Below are 20,100 nucleotides of genomic sequence, written 5' to 3'. Positions count from 1 at the left end.
CGCCAGCTGAGCCGGTCAACAACCTGCTGAGTCACCACAACTAGCGCCTCGTCGCTCTCGTTCCCGTCGAGCTTCGGGTCATGGGGCCACTCGCGGATCAGGTCGGGACGACGCCGAGCTGGCGGAGAGCCGACAGAGCGTCCTCCTCGCCCCACTCCTTGACGACCTTCCCGCCGGCCACCTCGACGACGCTGATACCGGACCACCGCACCTCACGGCCGGTGGCCGGGATTCCGAGCAGTTCACCCGTGTGCGTGCCCGAGCCGTCCCAGCGGAAGATCGCTGTGCCGTCCTGGGTGGCCAGGTGCCGGAACGCGAAGGCGAGGTCCGGCATGCCGGCTCTGAACTCGGCCAGGAGCTTCTTGAAGTCGGACGCCCCCTTGACGGGCGCGGGGAACAACGGGTAGTAGACGGAGAAGTCCGGAGCAGCGAGTTCGTCGAGCGTGGCGAAGTCATGTCGATTCCACGCCGCATCGACGAACCGCTCCGCGAGGGCAGTCGTCTCGTCAATCACGATGGACCTCCTCAAATCGGCGTGAGCCGTGTATCCACCCGGCCCCATTCCTTGTCAAGGGATCCGCGCGTCGTGCATCCGACCGGCGGTCATGCGCTCCCCCGCTCCACATGCCCCGCTACGCCTCCCACTGATCGGGCCGACCTTCTCGACGCGGGAGGCGCCCCGCCAGCTCAGCGCCTCGTCCGACCGGCGTGACGCGGGCCGCGGCGCGGGTGGGTCGAGCCCGGACCTGGCGTAGCGTGATCCCGTGTTGACGCGAGGCGCGGTGCTGCGCGAGGTCCCGGGCCGGTTCGAGGTCGTCGAGCTCGAGGTCGACGACCCCCGGCCGGGCGAGATCCGGGTGAGGATGGTGGCCAGCGGGCTGTGCCACTCCGACGACCACCACGCCACCGGCGACCAGAAGGTGGGGATCCTGCCGTTCGCCGGTGGGCACGAGGGGGCCGGGATCGTCGAGGCCGTCGGGCCGGGGACCGCCGGGTTCGCCGAGGGCGACCACGTCGTGTTCTCCTTCCTGCCCGCGTGCGGCCGGTGCCGCTGGTGCGCGCACGGCATGCAGAACCTCTGCGATCTCGGGGCCTCGCTGGCCACGAACGCGCGCTGGGAGGACCCGACGTCGTTCCGGCTCAGCCTCGACGGCCGGCCGGTCGGGCAGATGTGCGGGTTGTCGACCTTCTGCGAGTACACGACCGTCTCCACGGCCTCGGCGGTGAAGGTCGACCCGTCGGTCCCGCTGGAGATCGCCTGCCTGACCGGCTGCGGCGTGGGCACCGGCTGGGGCGCGGCCGTCAACTCCGCGGAGGTCCGGCCGGGCCAGGTCGTGATCGTGATGGGGATCGGCGGGATCGGGATCAACGCCGTACAGGGCGCGGCGCACGCCGGTGCGTCCGCGGTGATCGCCGTGGACCCGGTCGCCTTCAAGCGCGAGCAGGCCCTCGGCCTCGGCGCGACGCACGCCGTCGAGGACATCCGGGAGGGCGCCGACCTCGCCCGCTCGATGACCAACGGGCAGGGGGCCGACGCGTCGATCGTCTGCGTGGGGGTGACCCGCGGCGCGCACGTGGGGCAGGCGCTGCGGGCGGTGCGCAAGGGCGGGACGTGCGTGGTCGTCGGGCTGGGCGACGTGCGCACCCGCGAGGGCGACATCCCGCTGATGGAGCTGACGCTCTACCAGAAGCGGCTGCAGGGCTCGCTGTTCGGCGCCAGCGCCCCGACCGCGGACATCCCGGCGCAGCTGGAGCTCTACCGGCAGGGGGCGCTCAAGCTGGACGAGCTGATCACCACCCGGTACACCCTCGACGAGGTCGCCGAGGGCTTCGACGACATGCACGCCGGGCGGAACCTGCGCGGCGTGATCGTCTTCTGAGGCCTACGCGGCGGCCGGGAGCCCGGTCGCCGCGGCCAGCTCCTCGAACACCGCGATGTTCAGCTCGAAGGCGCGGACCGCCTCGTCCGCCACCCGGCGCTGCTCGATGTCGTCCCACGGGGCGGCGTCGAGCAGCGCGCGGTAGCGCGCGCGGAACCGCGACGGGCTGCCGAGCGCGGAGAAGTCGTAGAACAGGGCCCCGGGGCCGGTGACCCCGTAGGTGCGCTCCAGGACCTTGCCGACGACCTGCCCGCCGGCGAGATCGCCCAGGTACCGGGTGTAGTGGTGGGCCACGAAGACCGGCCCGTCGCCGGCCGCCGCGCCCAGCCGGGCCACGTAGGTCGCGGTCGCGGGCAGCACGCGCGGCGCCTCGACGGAGCCGCCGAGGGCCTCGACGTCCCGGCGCAGCGCGGGCAGCCGGCGGAGCTCGTCGATCACGAACGGGCCGGCGGCGGGGTCGCCGGCCAGCGCGTCCCCCGCGGCCTCGAGCGCGCCGTAGATCGCGAGGTACTGCTCGGCCAGCAGGGTGTAGGCCGACAGCGGGAGGCGCCCCGCGAGCAGGGCGGCCATGTAGGTGGAGCGGTGGGCACGCTCGTGGACCTCGGCCGTGGCCTGGCGCAGACCGGTGGAGAGCTCGCCCATGGGTGTTCCTCCCGCATCTTCCTGACGCCGTGTCAGAAAGATGCTAGGGCACCCGGCCGACTGAGGCTAGCCTAAGTTCGAGGCCCGGACCATACCCAGCACGATCCGCACCGCGGCCTCCACGGAGTCGGCCAGCTCCTCCGCCGGCACGTCCACGATCTGCCGGGCGGACAGCGCGGCGCCGATCATCGCCACCAGGACCGCGGGGTCCTCGGCGGCCATCTCGCCCGCCTCGATCCCCTCCCGCACGATCCGCGCGAGCCGGTCGCCTATCGGGTCCGCGTGCGCCGCGATCCGCCGGTAGGCCTCGGGGTCGAGGGCCCCGGCGAGGCCCTGGCCCGGCGGGAGGTGGAACTCCGCGAGCCGGTGCAGCTGCAGCCGCGCGAACACGGCGAGCCGCTCGGTGGGCGTGGCCGCTCCGGCGAGCGCCCGCTCGAGGTCGGCCACGTACCGGTCCGCCTCGTGCTCGACGAACGCGACGAGCAGCGCCTGCCGGTCGGGGAAGTGGTTGTAGATCGACGTCCGGCCCACCCCGGCCGCGGCGGCGACCCCGGAGAGCGTGACGGCGTCGAACCCCCGCTCGTAGAGCAGCTCGCGCAGGGCGGCGAACACGCGGGCGCGGACCTCGTCGCGATGGGCGGCGAGCGACCCCCCGAGCACCTTCGGCACGCCGGCCTCCTCCCGCCGTCGACGCCCAGGGTAGGGCCGGTGCCGGCAGCGGACACGGGTGTCACGTGTAGCCCGTGCCGCCGTCGCGCAAACGTGGTGATCACGTCACCCACCCGCCGGTTGACCGCCCGCCAACCTGACGGGAAGGTGAGGGCCGGCGGTGAACACGAGGAGGCCACGGTGACCCGGGCTCTGGATCGCTCGCCCAGTACCTTCGCGGCCGAGAGCAGGACCCTGGACCACGGGGTCGTCGCGCTCCGGCTGGTCGGCGAGCTCGACGCGGACTCCGCGGCGCGGCTGCACGACGCCCTGCACGCAGCGGCGGTCGGGGCCCGCGCGGTGGTGGTGGACCTGTCCGAGGTCACCTACCTGGGCTCGGTCGGGGTGAGCGCCCTGCTCGGCGTCTACACCCGCTCCGGCGGCCGGGTGCACCTGGCCGGGCTGCACACGAACCCCGGCGTGAGCCGGGTCGCCGTGCTGCTCGGGCTGGACCGGCACTTCGTGGTCCACCGGGACGTCACGGCGTTCCTGGCGGCCGTGCGGGGCTGACTCCAGACCCGCCGTCCGGAGCAGCCCGGGCGCATCGCCGCCGGACCCGTGCTGCCACGTTGGTCGCACGGGGCGCACAGGACGGCGAGTAGTGCCCTACCGCAGGTGCCGGGCGAGGAACGCGGTGGTGTTTCCCCACGCCTCGGTGGCGGCCTTCTCGTCGTACATCGAGGGGGCGTCCCAGTTGGAGAAGGCGTGCCCGGCGTCGTAGTGCCGGACCTCCACCTGCGGCTTCCCGGCCACCGCCGCCTCGACCCGGGCGATCTGCTCCGCGGGGATGAACGGGTCGTCGTCGCCGTAGTGGAGGAGCGCCGGGCACTCGAGGGCGTCCGCGCGGTCGAGCATGTCCTGGATGCCGGAGCCGTAGTAGGGGACGGCGGCGTCGACGCCGGCGCCGTCGACCCGGGCGGTCGTGGCGCAGAGCCAGGTGAGGGTGCCGCCGAGGCAGAAGCCGATCGCACCGACCTTACCGGTGCACCCGGGCAGCGCGCGCAGGTGGGCGAAGGCCGCGGTGATGTCGCCGGCCGCGGCGGCGAAGTCCAGCCGCTGCACCATGCCCATGCACTCGGCCATGGCGGACTCGTCCTTGCGCTCGAACCGGCGCTCGAGCCGCCAGAACATGTCCGGCGCCAGGGCCACGTACCCCTCGCCGGCGAGCCGGTCGCAGATCCCGCGGATGTTGTCGTTGACCCCGAAGATCTCCTGGAAGACGAGCACGCCCGGGCCCCGGCCGCCCTCGGGCAGGGCGAGGTAGGCGTCGAACTCGTCGCCGTCGGGGGCGGGCACGCGCTCGTAGCGGGTCATGGGCTCCTCCTGGTCACCGGCGGCGGGCCCGATGATCCTGGCACGCCGGCGCCGGTGGACCCGACCCGGTGGATCCGGCACGGGAGGTCCGACACGACGCGTCCGACGGCGCGTCCGACACGGCCCGTTCGACACGGTGGCCCGGCGGTTCCGGGCCGGTGACACGCGAAGGGCGGGCGAATGAGGACTGCCCGTGCGCTCTGCGGGTACAAGGACTACGCCCTTAGGCTTCGGTGAAGGCCGGGCCCGATCCCGGTCCGGCACCGCCCCCGACCCCACGAGGTGACCCGCTTGACCGTCGAGGCCCCCGACCTCCCCGCCCCCGAGCCCGCTCCCGGGCCCGCTCCCGGCACCGCCGCCTCCGCCGCCTCCGCCGCCTCCGCCGCCTCCGCCGCCTCCGCCGCCTCCGCCGCGGACGACGGCCCGCGCGGCGCGAAGCCGATCGTCGGCGAGTACCGCAGCACCTGGCAGCAGGGGCTGGTCTGGGCCTTCGTGGTGGTCCCGGTGCTCGCGCTGCTGGCGACCGTCCCCGTGGCGTGGGGCTGGGGCCTGGGCTGGTGGGACATCGTGATCGCGGCGGTGTTCTACACCGTCGGCATCCTCGGCGTGACCGTCGGCTACCACCGGCACTTCACCCACCGCTCCTTCAAGGCGCGGCCGTGGCTGCGGGTGCTCCTGGCGATCAGCGGCTCGATGGCGATCCAGGGGTCCGTGCTGGCGTGGGTCGCCGACCACCGCCGCCACCACGCCTACTCCGACAAGGAGGGCGACCCGCACTCGCCGTGGCGCTACGGCACGTCCCCCTGGGCCGTCGCGCGCGGCTTCGTCTGGGCGCACATCGGCTGGATCTTCGAGCGGCGCAAGACGAACTGGGAGCGGTTCATCCCCGACCTGCTCGCCGACCGGGTGCTGCGCCGGGTGAGCGGGCTGTTCGGGCTGTGGGTGATCGTGAGCCTGGCGCTCCCGGCCCTGCTCGGCGGGCTGCTCACCTGGTCCTGGACGGGCGCGCTGACCGGGTTCTTCTGGGGCGGCCTGGTGCGCATGGGGGTGTGCATGCACGTGACCTGGTCGATCAACTCGATCTGTCACATGATCGGCGCGCGGCCCTTCCGCTCGCGCGACCGCTCCCGCAACTTCTGGCCGCTGGCGATCCTGTCCATGGGGGAGAGCTGGCACAACCTGCACCACGCCGACCCCACCTGCGCGCGGCACGGCGTCCTCAAGGGGCAGATCGACATCTCCGCCCGGGTGATCTGGCTGTTCGAGCGGCTCGGCTGGGCGCACGACGTCCGCTGGCCGACCACCCGCCGCCTGACCCAGCTGCAGCGGGTCTGACGCTCACCTGCGGGGACAGCGGCGCCGCCGGCCGCTGCGCCCGGTCCGCGGCAGCCGCATCACCTGGCGCCAGAGCACGAGGGCGCGGACGAGGGGATCGGTGTCGTCGAGGCCGCGGCGATCGGTCCTGATCTCCTCGATCAGCCGGTCGTCGGCCGCGACCGGGTCCGTTCGGTCCTCGGGGGCCGGACGCCGCGCGGGCACCGGGACGGCGGCCGCCCCGTGGTCGTTGCTGATCGCGTCCATGCCCGGTCCATCGCCGCGGTCGTGGCGAACGTGTCCCTCCGACCGGGTGATCATCGGCACGTTCGCGCCGCTCACACAGACCGGCGGAGCTCCGGCCCGGCGCGTTTGTACACCCGGTCGGCAAGGGCCGCCTTCCGCTCCCGCAACCCGGCCACGACCTCCCGCGCGAAGCCGCCCGGGGCCGGCCGGTCCGGCGTGGTGTCGAGGTCGGTGACCAGCTCCCAGCCGCTGCCGAGCGTGGTCAGGGAGCGGTGCTTGGTGGGGTAGTAGTCCCCGTTCAGGCTGACGGCGAGCCCGCCGGCGCCGACCGCGGCCGCGACGAGGTGCGGGTGGAACCGGGTGGAGATCCACGTCTGGTCCGCCGCGACGGGCAGCCCGCCGCGCCACACCCGGTCGAACGGCAGGAACCGGGCGCCGGGCAGGTCGTGCTCGAGCAGCGCGTACACCACGCGGTCCTGCCCCGGGATCCCCTCGACGACCGCGATCTGCTCCGGGTCGACCTCCCACCGCCGCAGCGCCCCGAGCACGAAGGTGGCCAGGGCGTCGGCCGGCCGCTCGCTGAGGTCGGACTGCAGGCAGAGCACCACCTCCGGCGCCTCGGTGACGGCGGGGACCGCGGCGGCGGGGAGGAAGGCGTCGTCGAGCCCGAGGGTGCCCGGCCGGTCCAGCAGGCGGGCCGAGGCCTCGTCGCGCACCTCGACCAGGGCGAACCGCTCCAGCAGCGAGCGGAGCTGCGGCCCGGCCCCGTCGGCCTCCGGGGTGAGCCCCTGCCCGGTCGCGACGGCCCGCCCGCCCGAGTGCTCGGTCGCCGCGACCGCGGCGGCGAGCACCCCGGCGTGCCGCGGCCAGAGCCCGTTGACGTACCCGCCGCCGATCACGTGCACGACGTCGGCCCGGCGCAGCAGCTCGACGCCGGCCACCCAGCGGGGCGCCAGGCCCGGATCGGCGATCGCGCCGCACACCCACGCCGCCGTCTCCCGCGGCCCGCCCTCCGGCGCCGCCCGGCACAGCCGCCACACCGTGTCGGTGCAGCGGACCCGCGGGTGCAGCCCGTCGAGCAGCGTCGCGGCGGTGCCGGGGGAGGGGCAGTCCAGCCAGACGTCCGCCTCGGGCGCGGTGCGCGCCAGGTGCCGCAGCCAGCCCGCGGCGATCAGCTCGTCGCCGTAGTTCGGGAACCCCGCGGCCCCGACGAGGTGGTACAGGGGGCGCCGGTCGTCCGCCACGGGCCGAGTATCCCGCCCGGCCCGTCGGGCGAGGGTCAGTAGTAGGTGACCCCCGGCTGCCCGCCCCCGGCCGCGACCGCGTCGCCGTTGATCGCGACGCTGCGCGGCGAGGCGAGGAACGCGACGACGTCCGCGACCTCCTCGGCGGTGATCATCCGGCCGACCGTGGTCGTCCGGCCGAGGGCGCGCTCGGCCTCCTCCTCGGAGGTGCCGTCGGCCTCGGCCTTCGCGGCGATCATCCCGGGGGTCCGCTCGGTGACCGTGAGCCCGGGGTGCACGACCGTGACGTTCACGCCCTGCGGACCCAGCTCGTCGGCCAGGGCGGCGGTCATCGCGGCGACGGCGACGTTGCGCACCGAGCCGACCAGCGACGACGAGCCGCGGGCGTTGAGCCCGCTGACGTTGACGATCCGGCCCCAGCCCTGCGCGGTCATCAGCGGGGCGACGGCGCGGGCGCACCGCAGGTAGCCCAGCACCTTGGTCTCGAACTGCTCCCGCATGAGGTCGTCGCCCGTGCTCGACGCCCCGGCCCCTGCGCCCGCCGACGCGGGCTTGGCGGCCGCGTTGACCAGGATGTCGACGCCGCCGAGCGCGGTCACGGCCGCGTCGACCATGGCGCGCACGGACCCGTCGTCCGTGGTGTCGGCGACCAGGGGCACGATCCGCGTGCCGTGCGCGGCGAGCCGGGCCGCCGCCTCGTCGAGTGCCTCCTTGCCGCGCGAGACGATCGCGACGTCGCAGCCCTCGGCGGCCAGCGCCGCCGCCACCGCGAGCCCGATGCCGCGGCTCCCGCCGGTCACGACGGCCCGTTTCCCGGTCAACTGGAGATCCATGTCCCCACCTCACACGAGGACGCGCGCGGCGGCCAGACCGGGCCGGATCTCGCGGCCGAGCGGTCGGGTCAGTCCGGGAGCAGGCCCCGGACGTACTCGGCCTGCCCGAGGTGCCTGGCATCGTCGTCGACGACCGAGACGAGCCGGACGCCGCGGGTGACCGGCGGGTCCCACCGGTCGTCGATCACCTCGTCGAGCTGTTCGGGCGTGACCTTCGCGATCAGCTCGACGGTCCGCCCGGCGACGGCGGCGTGGTAGTCGGCGAGCAGCTCCGCGGGTGCGCGCACCGCCGCGACCTGCTCGGGGCCGTGCCCGTACCCGGTGTCCGTCGGCGGCAGGTCGAGGCCGAAGCGCTGCTGCCAGCCGTCCGCCAGCCACACCTGCTCGGTGCCGAACGCGTCGGCGAGGTGGTCGTCCTGCACCCGGGTCAGGTGCCACACGAGCCACGCGATCGAGTTGCCCTGGCCGTCCGGCCGCAGCGCGAGCTGCTCCTCGGTCAGGCCCGCGACCACCGCGGGCACGCCTTCGGAGATGCGGCCGAAGGCGTCGGTGAGCAGCTCGGCTGGGGTCACGGCGTCCTCCTGGGGGTAGGCCCGGGTTCCGGTCGCCGACGACGCTAGGCGATTCCCGCCCCGGCGCGCACTCCGGCGATACGCTCCTCCCGTGGCCCGGTACATCGACGTGCACCCGGACAACCCGCAGCGGCGGGCGATCGGCCAGGCGGTGGAGATCGTCCGCGGCGGCGGCCTGATCGTCTACCCGACCGACTCGGTCTTCGCCCTCGGCTGCCAGCTCGGCAACAAGGAGGGCCTCGAACGGATCCGCCAGATCCGCCGGCTCGACGACCGCCACCACTTCACCCTCGTCTGCCGCGACTTCGCGCAGCTCGGCCAGTTCGTGCAGGTCGGCAACGCGGTGTTCCGGGCGGTCAAGGCCGCGACGCCGGGGCCGTACACCTTCATCCTGCCGGCGACCAAGGAGGTGCCGCGCCGGCTGATGCACCCGAAGAAGAAGACGGTCGGCGTCCGCATCCCGGACCACCTGGTCGCCCAGGCGCTGCTCGCCGAGCTCGGGGAACCGCTGCTCTCCTCGACGCTGCTGCTGCCGGACTCGCCGGAGCCGGACGTCCCGCCGACGCAGGGCTGGGAGATCAAGGAGCGGCTCGACCACGCCGTCGACGCCGTCCTGGACTCGGGGGAGTGCGGCACCGAGCCGACGACCGTCGTGGATCTCTCCGGACCGGAGCCCGAGATCGTCCGCAAGGGCGCCGGTGATCCGTCCCGGTTCGAGTGACGGAGGCGAATCCGTGACCTCCGGATCCTGGACGGCCGGGCCGGTGCTGACCTAGCCTCTGTGACCGGGCGCACCGCCGCAGCGTCGCGGACGGGGCGCCTGTCCCGTTCTCGGGCCCCCTGCCCCGGGTCGCATCCGTGCGACGGGCGGCCGCCCCCGGGAGGAATCACCTTCCCCCGTCCGGCGTGTCGGCTTGCCGGTCGCCGCCGGTCCACCTCGGGTCGACCGGTCATCGCACGCCCGCCCGACGGGCGGCCCGGGGCCGGACCGCCGGGTAGTGTCCCGTGGACCTACAGATGTCGGGTCGCAGCTCCCCCGGCGGACGCGGGGCCCGAGGGTGCCCGCCTGCTTCGGTGGGCGGTCGCGCGTGGGGCGGCCGGGTCCGTGCGGCGTCCCGGCCGGATCGGGGTACGGACCAGCGGAGGACAGCGTGGAGCGAGACGTCTCGTCCGCCTCCTGGCTCGGTGAGCCGGGCGGGGGTGCGGCCGACCCGTCCGGGGCCGTCGAGGAGCGGCCGGACCTGCTGCTCGCGGGGCTCGCGCGGCGGATCTGCGGCCAGGCCGAGCGGCAGCTCGTCGTCGCCGAGCGGCTCGGCCCGGAGTCGCCGGAGGGCGCCGAGCTCGCGGCCGGGGCGCGCCGGCTGCTGCGGGACGGCGAGAGCGTCCTCAGCCTGGTCGGCGGCCGGCCGGAGCGGCGCGGCCCCGTCCCCACCGGCATCGGCCGGATTCTCGCGGACACCGCGGCGGGCGCGGAGGACCCGCAGCGCGTGTCCGTGCCGCCCGCCCCGTCGGCCTCGCTCGCCGCCGGCAGCGCGGTGGGCGCCGGGCAGGTGCTCGCCGAGCTGCTCGCGCACGCCGAGCGCACCGTCCCCCGCAGCAGCCGCATCGAGCTCGTCGGCCGCTGGGCGGGCGACGGCGGCGTCACGATCGAGCTGCAGGCCGAGGGTGTGGAGCTGCCGTGGCAGGAGGCCGCGGCGCTGGAGAACGAGATCGCCGGCGGCCCCGGCGGGCCCATCCCGCCGGAGCGGCTCGGCCTGCACCTGGCCGCCCGCCTGGCCCGCCGCTGCGGGGCCCGCCTGGAGCTGCAGGCCCCGCTCGGGGGCCCGGCCACGCCGGGCTTCGGCACGGTCGCGCTGGTCCGCTTCCCGCGCACGCTCGTCGAGCCGGCCGCGGGGGTCCAGGTGCCGCGCGAGGCCGCCCCGGCCCCGCCGCCCACCCCGGCCCCCCGCGCGCCGCGGGACTCGTCCTCGGAGATCACCTGGGAGCCGGTGCGTGCCGGGACCGCGCCCGCGCCCGCCTCGGTCGACGAGCTGTTCGGCTCGTTCGACGCCGGGCTCGCCCGCGCCGACGAGGACCTGGCCGGCACCCCGATCTTCGCCGCCGTCGCGTCGGCCTGGTTCCGCACCAACGACGACCCGGCGCCGGCCCCGAACGGCTGGTCCAACGGACACGCCCTCAACGGGCACACCAACGGGCACACCAACGGGCACACCAACGGGCACGGGACGAACGGGCACACGAACGGCTCCCACGGCGGCGGGCACGGGCTGGCGGACAGCTGGCTGGGCTCGGGCACCTCGCTCGATCCCGCCCCGAGCGCGGCGGAGTGGGGGGCCGGGGACTGGGCGGGCTCGGGCGACGACGAGTGGCGCGCGGCCGCCGAGCGCGCGGCCCGGGCGGACACCGAGCTGCCGACGACCGACAGCGGGCTGCCGCGCCGCCGGCCCGGCCGGCAGATGGTCACGCCCCCGCTGCGCAGCCGTCGGGGCGCGGCGGGCGGGGCCGGTGGGGAGGTCTCCGCCGAGCGGCAGCCCGAGCGCGTGCGCAACCGGCTCTCGACCTACCAACGCGGCCTCGAGGCGGGCCGGCACCGCGCCGCCGACCCGGAGGACGAGCCGTCGTACCAGTCGGGCGGGCCGGACACCGCGGCCGGCACGGCGGACCCGGTACAGGGTCCGCTGCCCGGCCCGACCTTGGAGCGGCGCTTCGAGGAGTCGCGCGACCCGTGGACCGGCGAGGGTCTGTGGGACGACGAGCGGTGAGGCCGCCGCTCCCGGCGGCCGGGCCGGGCTGTCCGTTCTGAGGACGTCTCAGGGCGGGTCGGCCTAGCGTGGGCCCCGCGCCGGGGCGGGCCCGGCCGGGGGGAGGACGCGATGACGGACGCGGAGACCCAGGTCGTCGAGCTGGACGAGAAGTTCTTCGACGACCCGGACGCGCTGTACCGGACCCTGCGCCGCGAGGCGCCGGTGGTGCGGGTGAACACCCCGATGGGCCTGCAGGCCTGGGTGGTCACCCGGTACGAGGACGCGCGGCCCGCGCTGAACGACCCGCGGCTGTCCAAGGACGGCGCGAGGTTCGGCGAGATCCTCGAGCGCCGCTCGGTGGCGCCGGAGCGGCGCATGCAGTTCGCCGACTCCCTCGCCGGGCACATGCTCAACACCGACCCGCCGGACCACACCCGGCTGCGCAAGCTGGTGAACCGGGCGTTCACCGTGCGGGCGATCGCGCGGATGCGCCCGCGGATCGAGCAGATCGCCCACGGGCTGGCGGACCGGATGGCGGCGAAGGCCGCGCGGGAGGGCACCGTCGACCTGCTCGACGAGTTCGCCTACCCGTTGCCGATGACCGTGATCTGCGAGCTGCTCGGCGTGCCGGAGGGGGAGCGGGACGACTTCCGCGGCTGGACCACCACCCTGCTGTCCGCCGCACCGCCGGAGGAGCGCGGCGGCGCCGCCGCCGCGATGGCGGAGTTCCTGGCCCGGCTCGTCGCGGACAAGGGCGCGAACCCGGGCGAGGACATGCTGTCCGCGATCGTCAGGGCCTCCGAGGACGGGGACACGCTCTCGGCGCGGGAGGCGACGTCCATGGCGTTCCTGCTGCTCGTCGCCGGGCACGAGACCACCGTCAACCTGATCGGGAACGGCACGCTGGCGCTGCTGCGCCATCCCGACCAGCTGGCGCTCCTGCGCGCCGACCCGGACCTGGTGCCGAACGCGGTCGAGGAGTTCCTGCGCTTCGACGGCCCGATCAACCTGGCGACCTTCCGCTACACCACCGAACCGGTCGAGATCGGCGGTGCGACGGTCCCCGAGGGCGAGGTCGTGTTGATCTCGCTGGTCTCGGCCAACCGCGACAGCGAGCGGTACGGGGACCCGGCGAGGCTGGACGTGACGCGGGACGCGAGCGGGCACGTCGCCTTCGGCTACGGGGTGCACCACTGCCTGGGCGCCCCGCTGGCCCGGCTGGAGGGCGAGATCGCCTTCCGCACCCTGCTCGGGCGTTTCCCGGGCCTCACCCTCGCCGGCGACCCGGAGACGATCGGCTGGCGGCAGTCCACGCTCATCCACGGCCTGACCCGCCTGCCCGTCCGCCTGTGACCGGCGACCGGCCCGAGCAGGGCGGTCGCCACTGCCGACCGCGAACGACCTGCCGGAACGACCGCGTCAGAGCCAGGCCGGCCGGGAGCTCCCGCGCGGTATCAGCACCGTGCGGTAGCGCCCGGGCGTGCCGGACATCCGGACCTGGTCGGTCACGCCCTGGTAGAGCCCCAGCGGGGTGTCGGCGGTGAAGGTCTCGGGATCGAGGTAGGCGTGCTCCTCCCCGGTCCCGGCGACCGACCGGGCGTAGTCCAGGTCGAACACCCCGAGCTCGAGGATCCACAGCGCCACGCGGCTCAGCGACACGTGGACCCTCCAGCTGCCGCCCTCCACCGCGCGGCGGCGCAGCGCGGCGACGACCCCGGCCGCCGTCAGCCACGAGACGATGTAGTCGTTGACCACGAGGATCGGCGAGAGCCGCGGCGCCACCTCGGGCGAGACGCCGCCCGCCTCCAGGTCGAACATGCCGGTGAGTGCGCCGGCCGTCTGGTCGAAGCCGACGCGGTCGCGCCACGGGCCGCGCTCGCCGTGGAGGGTGTTCGTGGCGTACACGATCCCGGGCCGCGCCGCCGCGGCGTCCTCGGCCGACAGCCCGATCGACGGCAGGTAACCCGGCCGGCGGTTGGCGTAGAAGACGTCGGCGCCGGCCAGCAGCTCCCGCACGATCCGCGGTCCGTCGCCCCGGGCGGGGTGCACGGTCGCCGACCGCACACCGACGTTCGCGGTCACGTAGGTCGTGTCGTGCTCGAACTCCGTCGGCCGCCACAGGTTCAGCACGTCCGCCCCGTGCAGCGCCAGGGCCCGGCCCGTCCCGGCGCCCGCGATCACGTGCCCCATGCCCAGCGCCCGGACACCGTCGAGCGGCTGCTCCGCACCGCCCGGCAGCGGCTCGGGGTCGGCGTCGCCGATCCGGGTGATCTCGATCAGCGGGGTGTCCTCGAGGACGGCGTGCTGCTCGGTGGCGAGGAACTCGGCCGGCGTGCGGACCAGCGGCATGACGACGCCGGCCTCGGCGCCCGCCCGCTCCAGCCCGGCGCCGTCCCAGCGGGCCACCGCCCGCTCCACCGCCTCCGGGGTGTCGGCGCAGTCCAGCAGCCGCTGGGCCGCGACCTTCAGCGCCGGGTAGCCGTTGAGCGGCATGACCCAGCGCCCGTCGCCGGTGCGGTAGAAGCGGAACCCGAAGGCCGGCGAGGGGTTGGCCGGCGAGGCGACCGGATAGCCGCCCAGCAGCTCCCAGCGCCGGTCGTAGAAGGGGCAGAGCCGGTGCGGGGCACTGCGCAGGTCCGCCGTGACGTCCTGGCCCGCGCCGCCGCGGTCGCGGTGCAGCGCCGCGACCGCGACCGACTTGGCGGCCAGCGCGAGTGCCGCCGCCCCGCCGAGCCGCAGTGCGCTGGGCACGACGGGATCGGCGCCGAGGAAGCTCACCCGGCCGCCGGTGTCCGCCGCGGACAGCCCGATCCCGCCGAGCAGCGCGTCGAGCTCGCCGTGGACGTCGAACGCGTCGTCCGTCGCGGGGTTCGCGACGGTCGCGCGGATGCGCTCCCCGAGGCCGAGGACGGCCGTCACAGCAGCTCCTCCGGGATGGTCACGTGCTTCGACCGCAGGTACTCGCCCACGGACTTGCCGATCTGGTCCACCCGCAGGTTCGACGAGCCGCCCGTACCCAGCAGCCCCTTCAGCACCACGTGCACCGCACGCAGGTGCGGGAGCTCGTGCCGCACGATCTCGCAGTCCTTGGCCTCGGGCAGCAGCTCCCGGATCGCCGAGGTGCCGAGCGTGGACCGCAGCCACTCCCAGTGTGCGGGATCGGGAACCCAGACGCCGACGTTGGAGTTGCCGCCCTTGTCGCCGGCGCGGGCGTAGGTGAGCGTGCCGAGCGGCATCCGCCGGCCGGAGGTCGAGGCGGCGGGCGGCTCCGGCGAGCGGCCCTGCGCCAGCTCCTCGGGGGTCGCCCAGCGCGAGGAGACCGGCGCTTCGAGGCGCGTCCCGTCGGCCAGCACGGCGGTGTTCGGCACGAGCTCGGCGGGCAGCAGCGCGGGCCAGTAGTCGATCCGCGGCCACGGTTGGCGGACCGGCAGGGCGCCGCCGTCGTGGTGGAAGCCGGGGAAGCCCTGCAGGTAGAGGCTGCCGACCGCGGCGGGGAAGAGCGTGAGCGGCTCCGGCGCGCGGGCGGTCGCCATGACCCGGATCGGGACCGTGGCCTCCCACTGCGAGTGCGGGTCCTCCGCGGCGGTGCCGAGCGGGGTGACGTCGAGCTGGTCGACGTGCCCCTCCAGCTGCAGGCGGAGCTGGTCGCGCAGCATCGCCACCTTCTCGGCGACGTTCGGCGAGGTGCAGAACAGCATCTGCGAGATCTGCCAGCCGATCTGCGCGAACACCGCCACCTTGGCCGTGGGCGGGGGCGGCGAGCCGACGACCGGCCCGATCGCCACCCGGTCCTTCCCGACCTGCTCCAGGCGGATGGTGTCGAAGTGCACCGTGGCGTCGGGGTTGAGGTACCGCGGGCCCTGGATCTCGTAGAGCAGCTGTGCGGTGACCGTGTCGACGGTGACCATGCCGCCGTCGCCGCTGTGCTTGGTGATCACGCACGAGCCGTCCGCCGCGATCTCGGCGATCGGGAAGCCGCACTTCACCACGCCGGGTACCTGGGTGAAGCCGGAGAAGTTGCCGCCGGTCGCGTGCGCCCCGCACTCGATCACGTGCCCGGCCGTGATCGCCCCGGCGAGCGGACCCCAGTCGTCGGGCGTCCAGCCGTGCCACCACGCCGCCGGCCCGGCGGTCAGCGACGCGTCGGTCACCCGCCCCGTGACGACGATGTCCGCGCCGGCCTTCAGGGCCTCGGCGATCCCGAAGCCGCCGAGGTAGGAGTTGGCCGCGATGGGCTCGACGCCCCAGTCCTTGAGCGGCGCCCCCGAGTCCAGGTGCTCCATCGCGTGCCCGTCGGCGTGGAACCCGTCGAGCCGGTCCAGCACGTTGTCGCCCTCGACGTGCGCGACGGTGAGGTCGACCCCGGCCGCGGCGACGTCCTCCCGCAGCGCCGCCGCGAGCCCGGCCGGGTCGAAGCCGCCCGCGTTGGTGACGATCTTGATCCCGCGCTCGGCGACGGTGCGCAGGTGCGGCTGCAGCTGCTTGCGGAAATAGGCGACGTAGCCACGGCGGTCCGCCGCGAGCGACGCCAGGGTCACCTCGGCGAGGTAGTCGCCCATGAGGACGTCGACGGGATCGCCCGCCAGCGCCTCGTCGATGGCCGTGAACCGGTCACCGAGGTAGCCCGAGAAGTTCCCGATCCTCACCGATCGTTCGTTCATGAGCACCGACGATAGTCCCCGGGAGGCGATTCGAGGAGGGGTCGGTGATGCACGTGCATCCCCGACCCCTCCCGGGTTCTAGTGCCCGCCGGTGGCCGTGCTGGTGCTGTGGGCCACGTTGCCGACGGCCGGGACACGCGTGCTCGCGGTGCCGCCGGTCGTGCCGGCGGTCGTGCCGCCGGTCGTGCCGCCGGTCGTGCTGCCTGTCTTCGGCGTCCCGAGGCCGAGCGACCCGGCGGGGACGGAGGCCGGCGCCGCGGCGGGGCTCGCGCCCGGGCCGTTGGCGGCGGCGGTGCCGTTGACGCCCATGGCCTGCCACGTCCCGCCGACGCCCTCGCCCTTCGCGTCGCCCGGCTTGGTGTCGCCGGAGAAGCGGTAGAGCGGCCAGCCGTTGAGCGTCAGCTGCTGGGTGCCGTCGGGCCGGCCGACGGTGCCGACCAGGCCGGACGGGATGCCCTGCAGGGCGGGCTGGCCGTCGCCCTGCACCGGCGGCCACTTCTTGGCGCAGTCGCCGGTGCAGGTGGCGGCGGAGGGGTCGTTCCGGTCGTTGGCGAACTTGTAGACGGTGAAGCCGTCCGTGGTCACGACGGTGCCGACGGCGGTCACGCCGGTGCCGAGGCCGCCGGTCGGGGCGACGGTGGTGCCACCGGTGCTCCCGGTCGTGCCGCTGCCCGTGCCGCCCGCGGGCAGTGCGTCGCCGGCGTCGACGAAGCCGGAGGAGCCGCAGGCGGACAGCGCGGTCGCGGCGGCGAGGGCCGCGGCGGCCGTGAGGACGGGTCGGAGGCGGGCATGCCGGAGGAGACGGGGGAGCGTCATCTCGGTGTTCCTTCGGTTCTTTCGCGGGGAGCGAGTCGTGCGGATCCCGCCCGTGCGGCGGGGGGCGGTGCGCCCGGGCGGGAACCGCTGCGCCAGACCCTACGAAGCCGCGGGGGGCGGACGTTGCCACACTGAGAGACGATCACGGCACGCGACGGGGCCGGAGCGCCGAGCGGCCCGCGTCTGCTGCCGTTGCGCACCGCCGCTGCTCCGAACGCCGCACCGCGTCCTCAGGATCGAGGACGGAGCGGGCGTGCGAGCCGCTCATCCGCCCGTCCGACCGCTCTCCGGCCAGGCCCGCAGCGGCAACCGGCTGTCGAACCGCCGCTCCTCGCCGCTCACCGGATCGGTGAACTCCAGGGTGCGGGCGAGCAGCTGCAGCGGCGAGGAGAAGTCGTCGAGCGGGGTCTCGTGCAGGTCCGGGTAGAAGTCGTCGCCGACGATCGGGATGCCGAGCCCGGCGAGGTGCAGCCGGAGCTGGTGGGTGCGCCCGGTGAGCGGGTACAGCCGGTAGCGGGCGAGGTCGCCGCGCCGTTCGACGAGCTCGACGCGCGTCTCGGCGTTCGGCTCGCCGGGCACCTCGTAGGCGCGGATCACGCCGCGCTCCTTGACGATCCGGCTGCGCACCGTGCGCGGCAGCTCGAGGTCCGGCCGGTACGGCGCGACGGCCTCGTAGGTCTTGCGGACCCGCCGGTCCCGGAACATCGTCTGGTACCGGCCGCGCAGCTCGGGCCGCACCACGAACAGCACCAGGCCGGCGGTGACCCGGTCGAGCCGGTGGGCGGGGGACAGCTGCGGCAGGTCCAGCCGGTGCCGCAGCCGCACGAGCGCGGTCTCCACCACGTGCCGCCCGCGCGGGATCGTCGCCAGGAAGTGCGGTTTGTCGACGACCAGGATGTCCTCGTCGCGGTGCACGATCCCGATCGCGAACGGGACCGGGACCTCCTCGGGCAGGTCCCGGTGGAACCAGACGAACGAGGCGGGCACGAAGGGGGCGTCGACGGTCAGCGGGCCCTCGCTGCCGACGATCCGCTCCTCGCGCAGCATCTCCTCGATCCGGCCCGGGTCCACCCGCGGCAGCCGCTCGACCAGGTGCTCGCGCATGGTCCGCCACGGGCCCTCGTCCGGGGTGCGCAGCCGGACCGGGTCGAGCCCGTGCCGCTGGGGGAGCGGGGCCGGTCGGCGTCGTCTCACCGGCCGAGGATACGGAGGCCGGGGACGGGGTCGGGAACGCCGGCCGGGGAGGGGCCGGCGAGGCGCGGGCCGGCTCCGGTCCTGCGCGGACGGCCGCGGAGAACGAGTTAACCTCACGGGAGGTGCGTGCGCGCCGCGACCGGCGCGCTCGTGTCCGGGAAGGGGCCGGGAAGGTCCGGGACGGGGAGGCCGACATCCGCAGCAAGGAGCCCGACGCGGGCCGCCTGACGGCCGGGATCGGTGGCGGTTCCGTCGACCCGGCCACGCCGGTGGTGCCGGGGCCCGCCGCCCCGGCCGAACCGGGCCTCGCCGACCGGCTGCTCGACGGCGCGGAGGTCGGCGTCCTCGCGCTCGACGAGCGCGGCCTCGTCCGGCGGGTCAACCCCGCCGCCCGTCGCCTGCTGGGGGTGCGCGAGGCCGAGCTGCTCCCCGGACCCGTGGCCGCCACGCTCGCCGCCGGTGCGTCGGACGGCCCGGTCGAGCTGGACCTGGACGGCCGGGCCCTGCGTGCCCGCCGCCAGCCGCTGCCGGACGGGTGGGTCGCCTGGCACGTCGAGGACGTCACCGAGCACCGCAGGCGGCTGGACAACCTGCTCGCCGAGCGCGCCCGCTCGCGCTTCCTCGCCGCCGCGAGCCGCCGGCTCGGGCTGTCGCTGCACCCGGGCCGCACCGCGCGGGCGGTCGTCGAGCTGGCGTCGTCGGAGCTGGCGGACCTCGCGGTCGTCGTGCTGCCGGTCCGCGGCGGCGTGTCCGAGTGGTACGCCTGCGACGCCGACCGGACCGTCCGCAGCGGCCGTACGGACGTCGCCGACATGCCCGCCGAGCTGCGGGACGCCCTGGCCGGCATCGCGACCGGACCGCGCCCGCTGCTCGCCGACGACCTCGCCGGGCAGCCGTGGGCCACCGGCGCACCCGGCGCCGCCGGGCTGATCTCCCTGCCGGGCAACGGCGTCCCCGCCGGTGCGCTGGTGCTGCTGCGGCAGGAGACCGACTGCGCCGCCGCACCCGGGGTGGACGCGGCGCTCACCGAGGAGTTCGCCCAGCGCTCCGGGCTCGCGCTCGCCGCCGCGTCCCTGTACGCCGGTCAGGCGGGGACCGCCGCGGTGCTCAAGCGGAGCCTGCAGCAGCCGGAGCTGCCGCGGGTGCCCGGGATGGCCTTCGGCGCGGCGTACCGGCCCGCCGAGGAGGGCCTGCTCATCGGCGGCGACTTCTACGACGTGCACGTCGGGCCGGAGGGCTCGGCGTTGTTCGTGCTGGGCGACGTGTGCGGCAAGGGCGTGCACGCCGCCGTCAGCACCGGGCAGCTGCGCCAGACAGTGCAGGCGCTGCGCCGGCTCGACCACGACCCGGTCAACCTGCTGCGGCTGCTCAACGAGACGATGCTCGAGTCCGCCGACCCCGAGGCCGATCCCGGCTTCGCCACCGTCGTGCTCGGCACGGCGACGCCGCAGCCGGGCGGGGGCCTGGAGCTGGAGCTGGCCGGCGGCGGGCACCTGCCCCCGCTGGTCGTGCGCCGCGGGGGCGTCGAGGAGGTCGAGATCGGCGGCATGCTGGTCGGCGCCGTGCCGTCCGCCCGGTTCGCGTCGCGCACGGTCCGGCTCGCGCCAGGTGAGGCCTGCGTGCTCTACACGGACGGCGTCAGCGAGGCCCGCGGGGGCGTCGGCGGCCGGGAGACCCTCGGCGAGGCCCGGTTGGCCGGTCTGCTGGCGGGGGCCCACGTGATGCCGGCGTCCGCGATCGCCGAGCGGGTGGAGCAGCACACCACGCGCTGGCTCGCCTCCGGCGCGCACGACGACATCGCCGTCCTCGTCGTCCAGGCGCCCTCGGCCCTGTCCGACCCGGGCGGCCCCACCGCTCCGACCACGGCGGATCCCGCCGCGGAGGCGCGCCCGTGAGCCCCGAGCACACCCCGGACCCGCGCGTCGCCGCCCG

19 protein-coding genes are annotated in these 20,100 nt (G+C 75.4%); 7 read left to right on the top strand and 12 right to left on the bottom strand.

The genetic code is table 11. The features are described from left to right. Nucleotides 1-97: 97 nt before the first annotated feature. Nucleotides 98-514 (bottom strand): ester cyclase, encoded by a 417-nt coding sequence (locus ACFQH9_RS01290; protein WP_379563256.1) that lies wholly within the window; start codon nucleotides 512-514, stop codon nucleotides 98-100. Nucleotides 515-764: 250 nt separating this feature from the next. On the opposite strand from ACFQH9_RS01290, the gene ACFQH9_RS01285 reads away from it, so the two are divergent. Further along, a complete protein-coding gene (locus ACFQH9_RS01285) occupies nucleotides 765-1,880 on the top strand; it encodes an NDMA-dependent alcohol dehydrogenase (RefSeq protein WP_379563254.1) in 1,116 nt (371 codons plus the stop codon). 3 nt (nucleotides 1,881-1,883) lie between these two features. Here the strand turns inward: ACFQH9_RS01285 and ACFQH9_RS01280 are convergent, their stop codons facing one another. Further along, nucleotides 1,884-2,522: a biliverdin-producing heme oxygenase gene (locus ACFQH9_RS01280; RefSeq protein ID WP_379563252.1), complete on the bottom strand. Its 639-nt coding sequence runs from the start codon at nucleotides 2,520-2,522 to the stop codon at nucleotides 1,884-1,886. A gap of 66 nt (nucleotides 2,523-2,588) precedes the next feature. Continuing rightward, a complete protein-coding gene (locus ACFQH9_RS01275) occupies nucleotides 2,589-3,191 on the bottom strand; it encodes a TetR/AcrR family transcriptional regulator (protein ID WP_379563250.1) in 603 nt (200 codons plus the stop codon). A gap of 180 nt (nucleotides 3,192-3,371) precedes the next feature. On the opposite strand from ACFQH9_RS01275, the gene ACFQH9_RS01270 reads away from it, so the two are divergent. Then, the gene (locus ACFQH9_RS01270) at nucleotides 3,372-3,740 is read left to right on the top strand and encodes an STAS domain-containing protein (RefSeq protein ID WP_379563248.1); all 369 of its coding nucleotides are present in this window, start codon (nucleotides 3,372-3,374) and stop codon (nucleotides 3,738-3,740) included. A gap of 96 nt (nucleotides 3,741-3,836) precedes the next feature. Here ACFQH9_RS01270 and ACFQH9_RS01265 read toward each other — a convergent pair whose 3' ends face one another. After that, nucleotides 3,837-4,544: a dienelactone hydrolase family protein gene (locus tag ACFQH9_RS01265; RefSeq protein ID WP_379563246.1), complete on the bottom strand. Its 708-nt coding sequence runs from the start codon at nucleotides 4,542-4,544 to the stop codon at nucleotides 3,837-3,839. A 441-nt stretch (nucleotides 4,545-4,985) separates the two neighbouring features. Here ACFQH9_RS01265 and ACFQH9_RS01260 point away from each other — a divergent pair, with 441 nt between their 5' ends. After that, complete coding sequence (locus ACFQH9_RS01260) at nucleotides 4,986-5,879, top strand: acyl-CoA desaturase (protein WP_379563258.1); 894 nt, start codon at nucleotides 4,986-4,988, stop codon at nucleotides 5,877-5,879. Nucleotides 5,880-5,882: 3 nt separating this feature from the next. On the opposite strand, the gene ACFQH9_RS01255 is transcribed toward ACFQH9_RS01260, so the two are convergent. The 4 genes from ACFQH9_RS01255 to ACFQH9_RS01240 all read right to left on the bottom strand — a co-directional run bounded on the left by ACFQH9_RS01255 (nucleotide 5,883) and on the right by ACFQH9_RS01240 (nucleotide 8,753). Further along, a complete protein-coding gene (locus ACFQH9_RS01255) occupies nucleotides 5,883-6,125 on the bottom strand; it encodes a hypothetical protein (protein WP_379563244.1) in 243 nt (80 codons plus the stop codon). Nucleotides 6,126-6,196: 71 nt separating this feature from the next. Next, nucleotides 6,197-7,348, bottom strand: coding sequence for a polysaccharide pyruvyl transferase family protein (locus tag ACFQH9_RS01250; RefSeq protein ID WP_379563242.1), 1,152 nt, complete (start codon nucleotides 7,346-7,348; stop codon nucleotides 6,197-6,199). Between the two features lie 35 nt (nucleotides 7,349-7,383). Continuing rightward, complete coding sequence (locus ACFQH9_RS01245) at nucleotides 7,384-8,181, bottom strand: SDR family NAD(P)-dependent oxidoreductase (RefSeq protein ID WP_379563240.1); 798 nt, start codon at nucleotides 8,179-8,181, stop codon at nucleotides 7,384-7,386. Between the two features lie 68 nt (nucleotides 8,182-8,249). Further along, nucleotides 8,250-8,753 (bottom strand): mycothiol transferase, encoded by a 504-nt coding sequence (locus ACFQH9_RS01240; RefSeq protein WP_379563238.1) that lies wholly within the window; start codon nucleotides 8,751-8,753, stop codon nucleotides 8,250-8,252. 91 nt (nucleotides 8,754-8,844) lie between these two features. On the opposite strand from ACFQH9_RS01240, the gene ACFQH9_RS01235 reads away from it, so the two are divergent. The 3 genes from ACFQH9_RS01235 (at nucleotide 8,845) to ACFQH9_RS01225 (ending at nucleotide 12,850) form a co-directional block, all read left to right on the top strand. Next, nucleotides 8,845-9,474: an L-threonylcarbamoyladenylate synthase gene (locus ACFQH9_RS01235; RefSeq protein WP_379563236.1), complete on the top strand. Its 630-nt coding sequence runs from the start codon at nucleotides 8,845-8,847 to the stop codon at nucleotides 9,472-9,474. Nucleotides 9,475-9,904: 430 nt separating this feature from the next. After that, nucleotides 9,905-11,515 carry a hypothetical protein gene (locus tag ACFQH9_RS01230; RefSeq protein ID WP_379563234.1) on the top strand — a complete coding sequence of 537 codons (1,611 nt, stop codon included), beginning with the start codon at nucleotides 9,905-9,907 and terminating at the stop codon, nucleotides 11,513-11,515. Nucleotides 11,516-11,626: 111 nt separating this feature from the next. After that, complete coding sequence (locus tag ACFQH9_RS01225) at nucleotides 11,627-12,850, top strand: cytochrome P450 family protein (RefSeq protein WP_379563232.1); 1,224 nt, start codon at nucleotides 11,627-11,629, stop codon at nucleotides 12,848-12,850. Nucleotides 12,851-12,916: 66 nt separating this feature from the next. On the opposite strand, the gene ACFQH9_RS01220 is transcribed toward ACFQH9_RS01225, so the two are convergent. From ACFQH9_RS01220 to ACFQH9_RS01205, 4 genes are all read right to left on the bottom strand, one after another. After that, entirely contained in the window at nucleotides 12,917-14,416 is a 1,500-nt protein-coding gene (locus ACFQH9_RS01220) for a CoA transferase (RefSeq protein WP_379563230.1), read from the bottom strand. Next, nucleotides 14,413-16,158: an acyclic terpene utilization AtuA family protein gene (locus ACFQH9_RS01215; RefSeq protein WP_379563227.1), complete on the bottom strand. Its 1,746-nt coding sequence runs from the start codon at nucleotides 16,156-16,158 to the stop codon at nucleotides 14,413-14,415. Before ACFQH9_RS01215 ends, ACFQH9_RS01220 begins: the two co-directional genes overlap by 4 nt. A 78-nt stretch (nucleotides 16,159-16,236) precedes the next feature. Next, the gene (locus ACFQH9_RS01210; protein ID WP_379563226.1) at nucleotides 16,237-16,974 is read right to left on the bottom strand and encodes a COG4315 family predicted lipoprotein; all 738 of its coding nucleotides are present in this window, start codon (nucleotides 16,972-16,974) and stop codon (nucleotides 16,237-16,239) included. A gap of 264 nt (nucleotides 16,975-17,238) precedes the next feature. Then, nucleotides 17,239-18,168, bottom strand: coding sequence for an RluA family pseudouridine synthase (locus ACFQH9_RS01205; protein ID WP_379563224.1), 930 nt, complete (start codon nucleotides 18,166-18,168; stop codon nucleotides 17,239-17,241). Between the two features lie 122 nt (nucleotides 18,169-18,290). Here ACFQH9_RS01205 and ACFQH9_RS01200 point away from each other — a divergent pair, with 122 nt between their 5' ends. Beyond that, a complete protein-coding gene (locus ACFQH9_RS01200; protein WP_379563222.1) occupies nucleotides 18,291-20,063 on the top strand; it encodes a SpoIIE family protein phosphatase in 1,773 nt (590 codons plus the stop codon). The last annotated feature ends 37 nt before the right edge of the window (nucleotides 20,064-20,100 follow it).

It is taken from the genome of Pseudonocardia lutea (genome assembly GCF_042658055.1).
GTDB classification, from domain to species: Bacteria; Actinomycetota; Actinomycetes; order Mycobacteriales; family Pseudonocardiaceae; genus Pseudonocardia; species Pseudonocardia lutea.
Note: the sequence above shows the minus strand (reverse complement) of the source record. Positions and strands in the feature narration are given on the sequence as shown.

What these genes read in the sequence shown, in the direction of transcription:
- ACFQH9_RS01255 (WP_379563244.1), bottom strand. Translation starts at nt 6,125, where the DNA reads ATGGACGCGATCAGCAACGACCACGGGGCGGCCGCCGTCCCGGTGCCC.
- ACFQH9_RS01280 (WP_379563252.1), bottom strand. Translation starts at nt 2,522, where the DNA reads ATGGGCGAGCTCTCCACCGGTCTGCGCCAGGCCACGGCCGAGGTCCAC.
- ACFQH9_RS01210 (WP_379563226.1), bottom strand. Translation starts at nt 16,974, where the DNA reads ATGACGCTCCCCCGTCTCCTCCGGCATGCCCGCCTCCGACCCGTCCTC.
- ACFQH9_RS01215 (WP_379563227.1), bottom strand. Translation starts at nt 16,158, where the DNA reads ATGAACGAACGATCGGTGAGGATCGGGAACTTCTCGGGCTACCTCGGT.
- ACFQH9_RS01265 (WP_379563246.1), bottom strand. Translation starts at nt 4,544, where the DNA reads ATGACCCGCTACGAGCGCGTGCCCGCCCCCGACGGCGACGAGTTCGAC.
- ACFQH9_RS01245 (WP_379563240.1), bottom strand. Translation starts at nt 8,181, where the DNA reads ATGGATCTCCAGTTGACCGGGAAACGGGCCGTCGTGACCGGCGGGAGC.
- ACFQH9_RS01225 (WP_379563232.1), top strand. Translation starts at nt 11,627, where the DNA reads ATGACGGACGCGGAGACCCAGGTCGTCGAGCTGGACGAGAAGTTCTTC.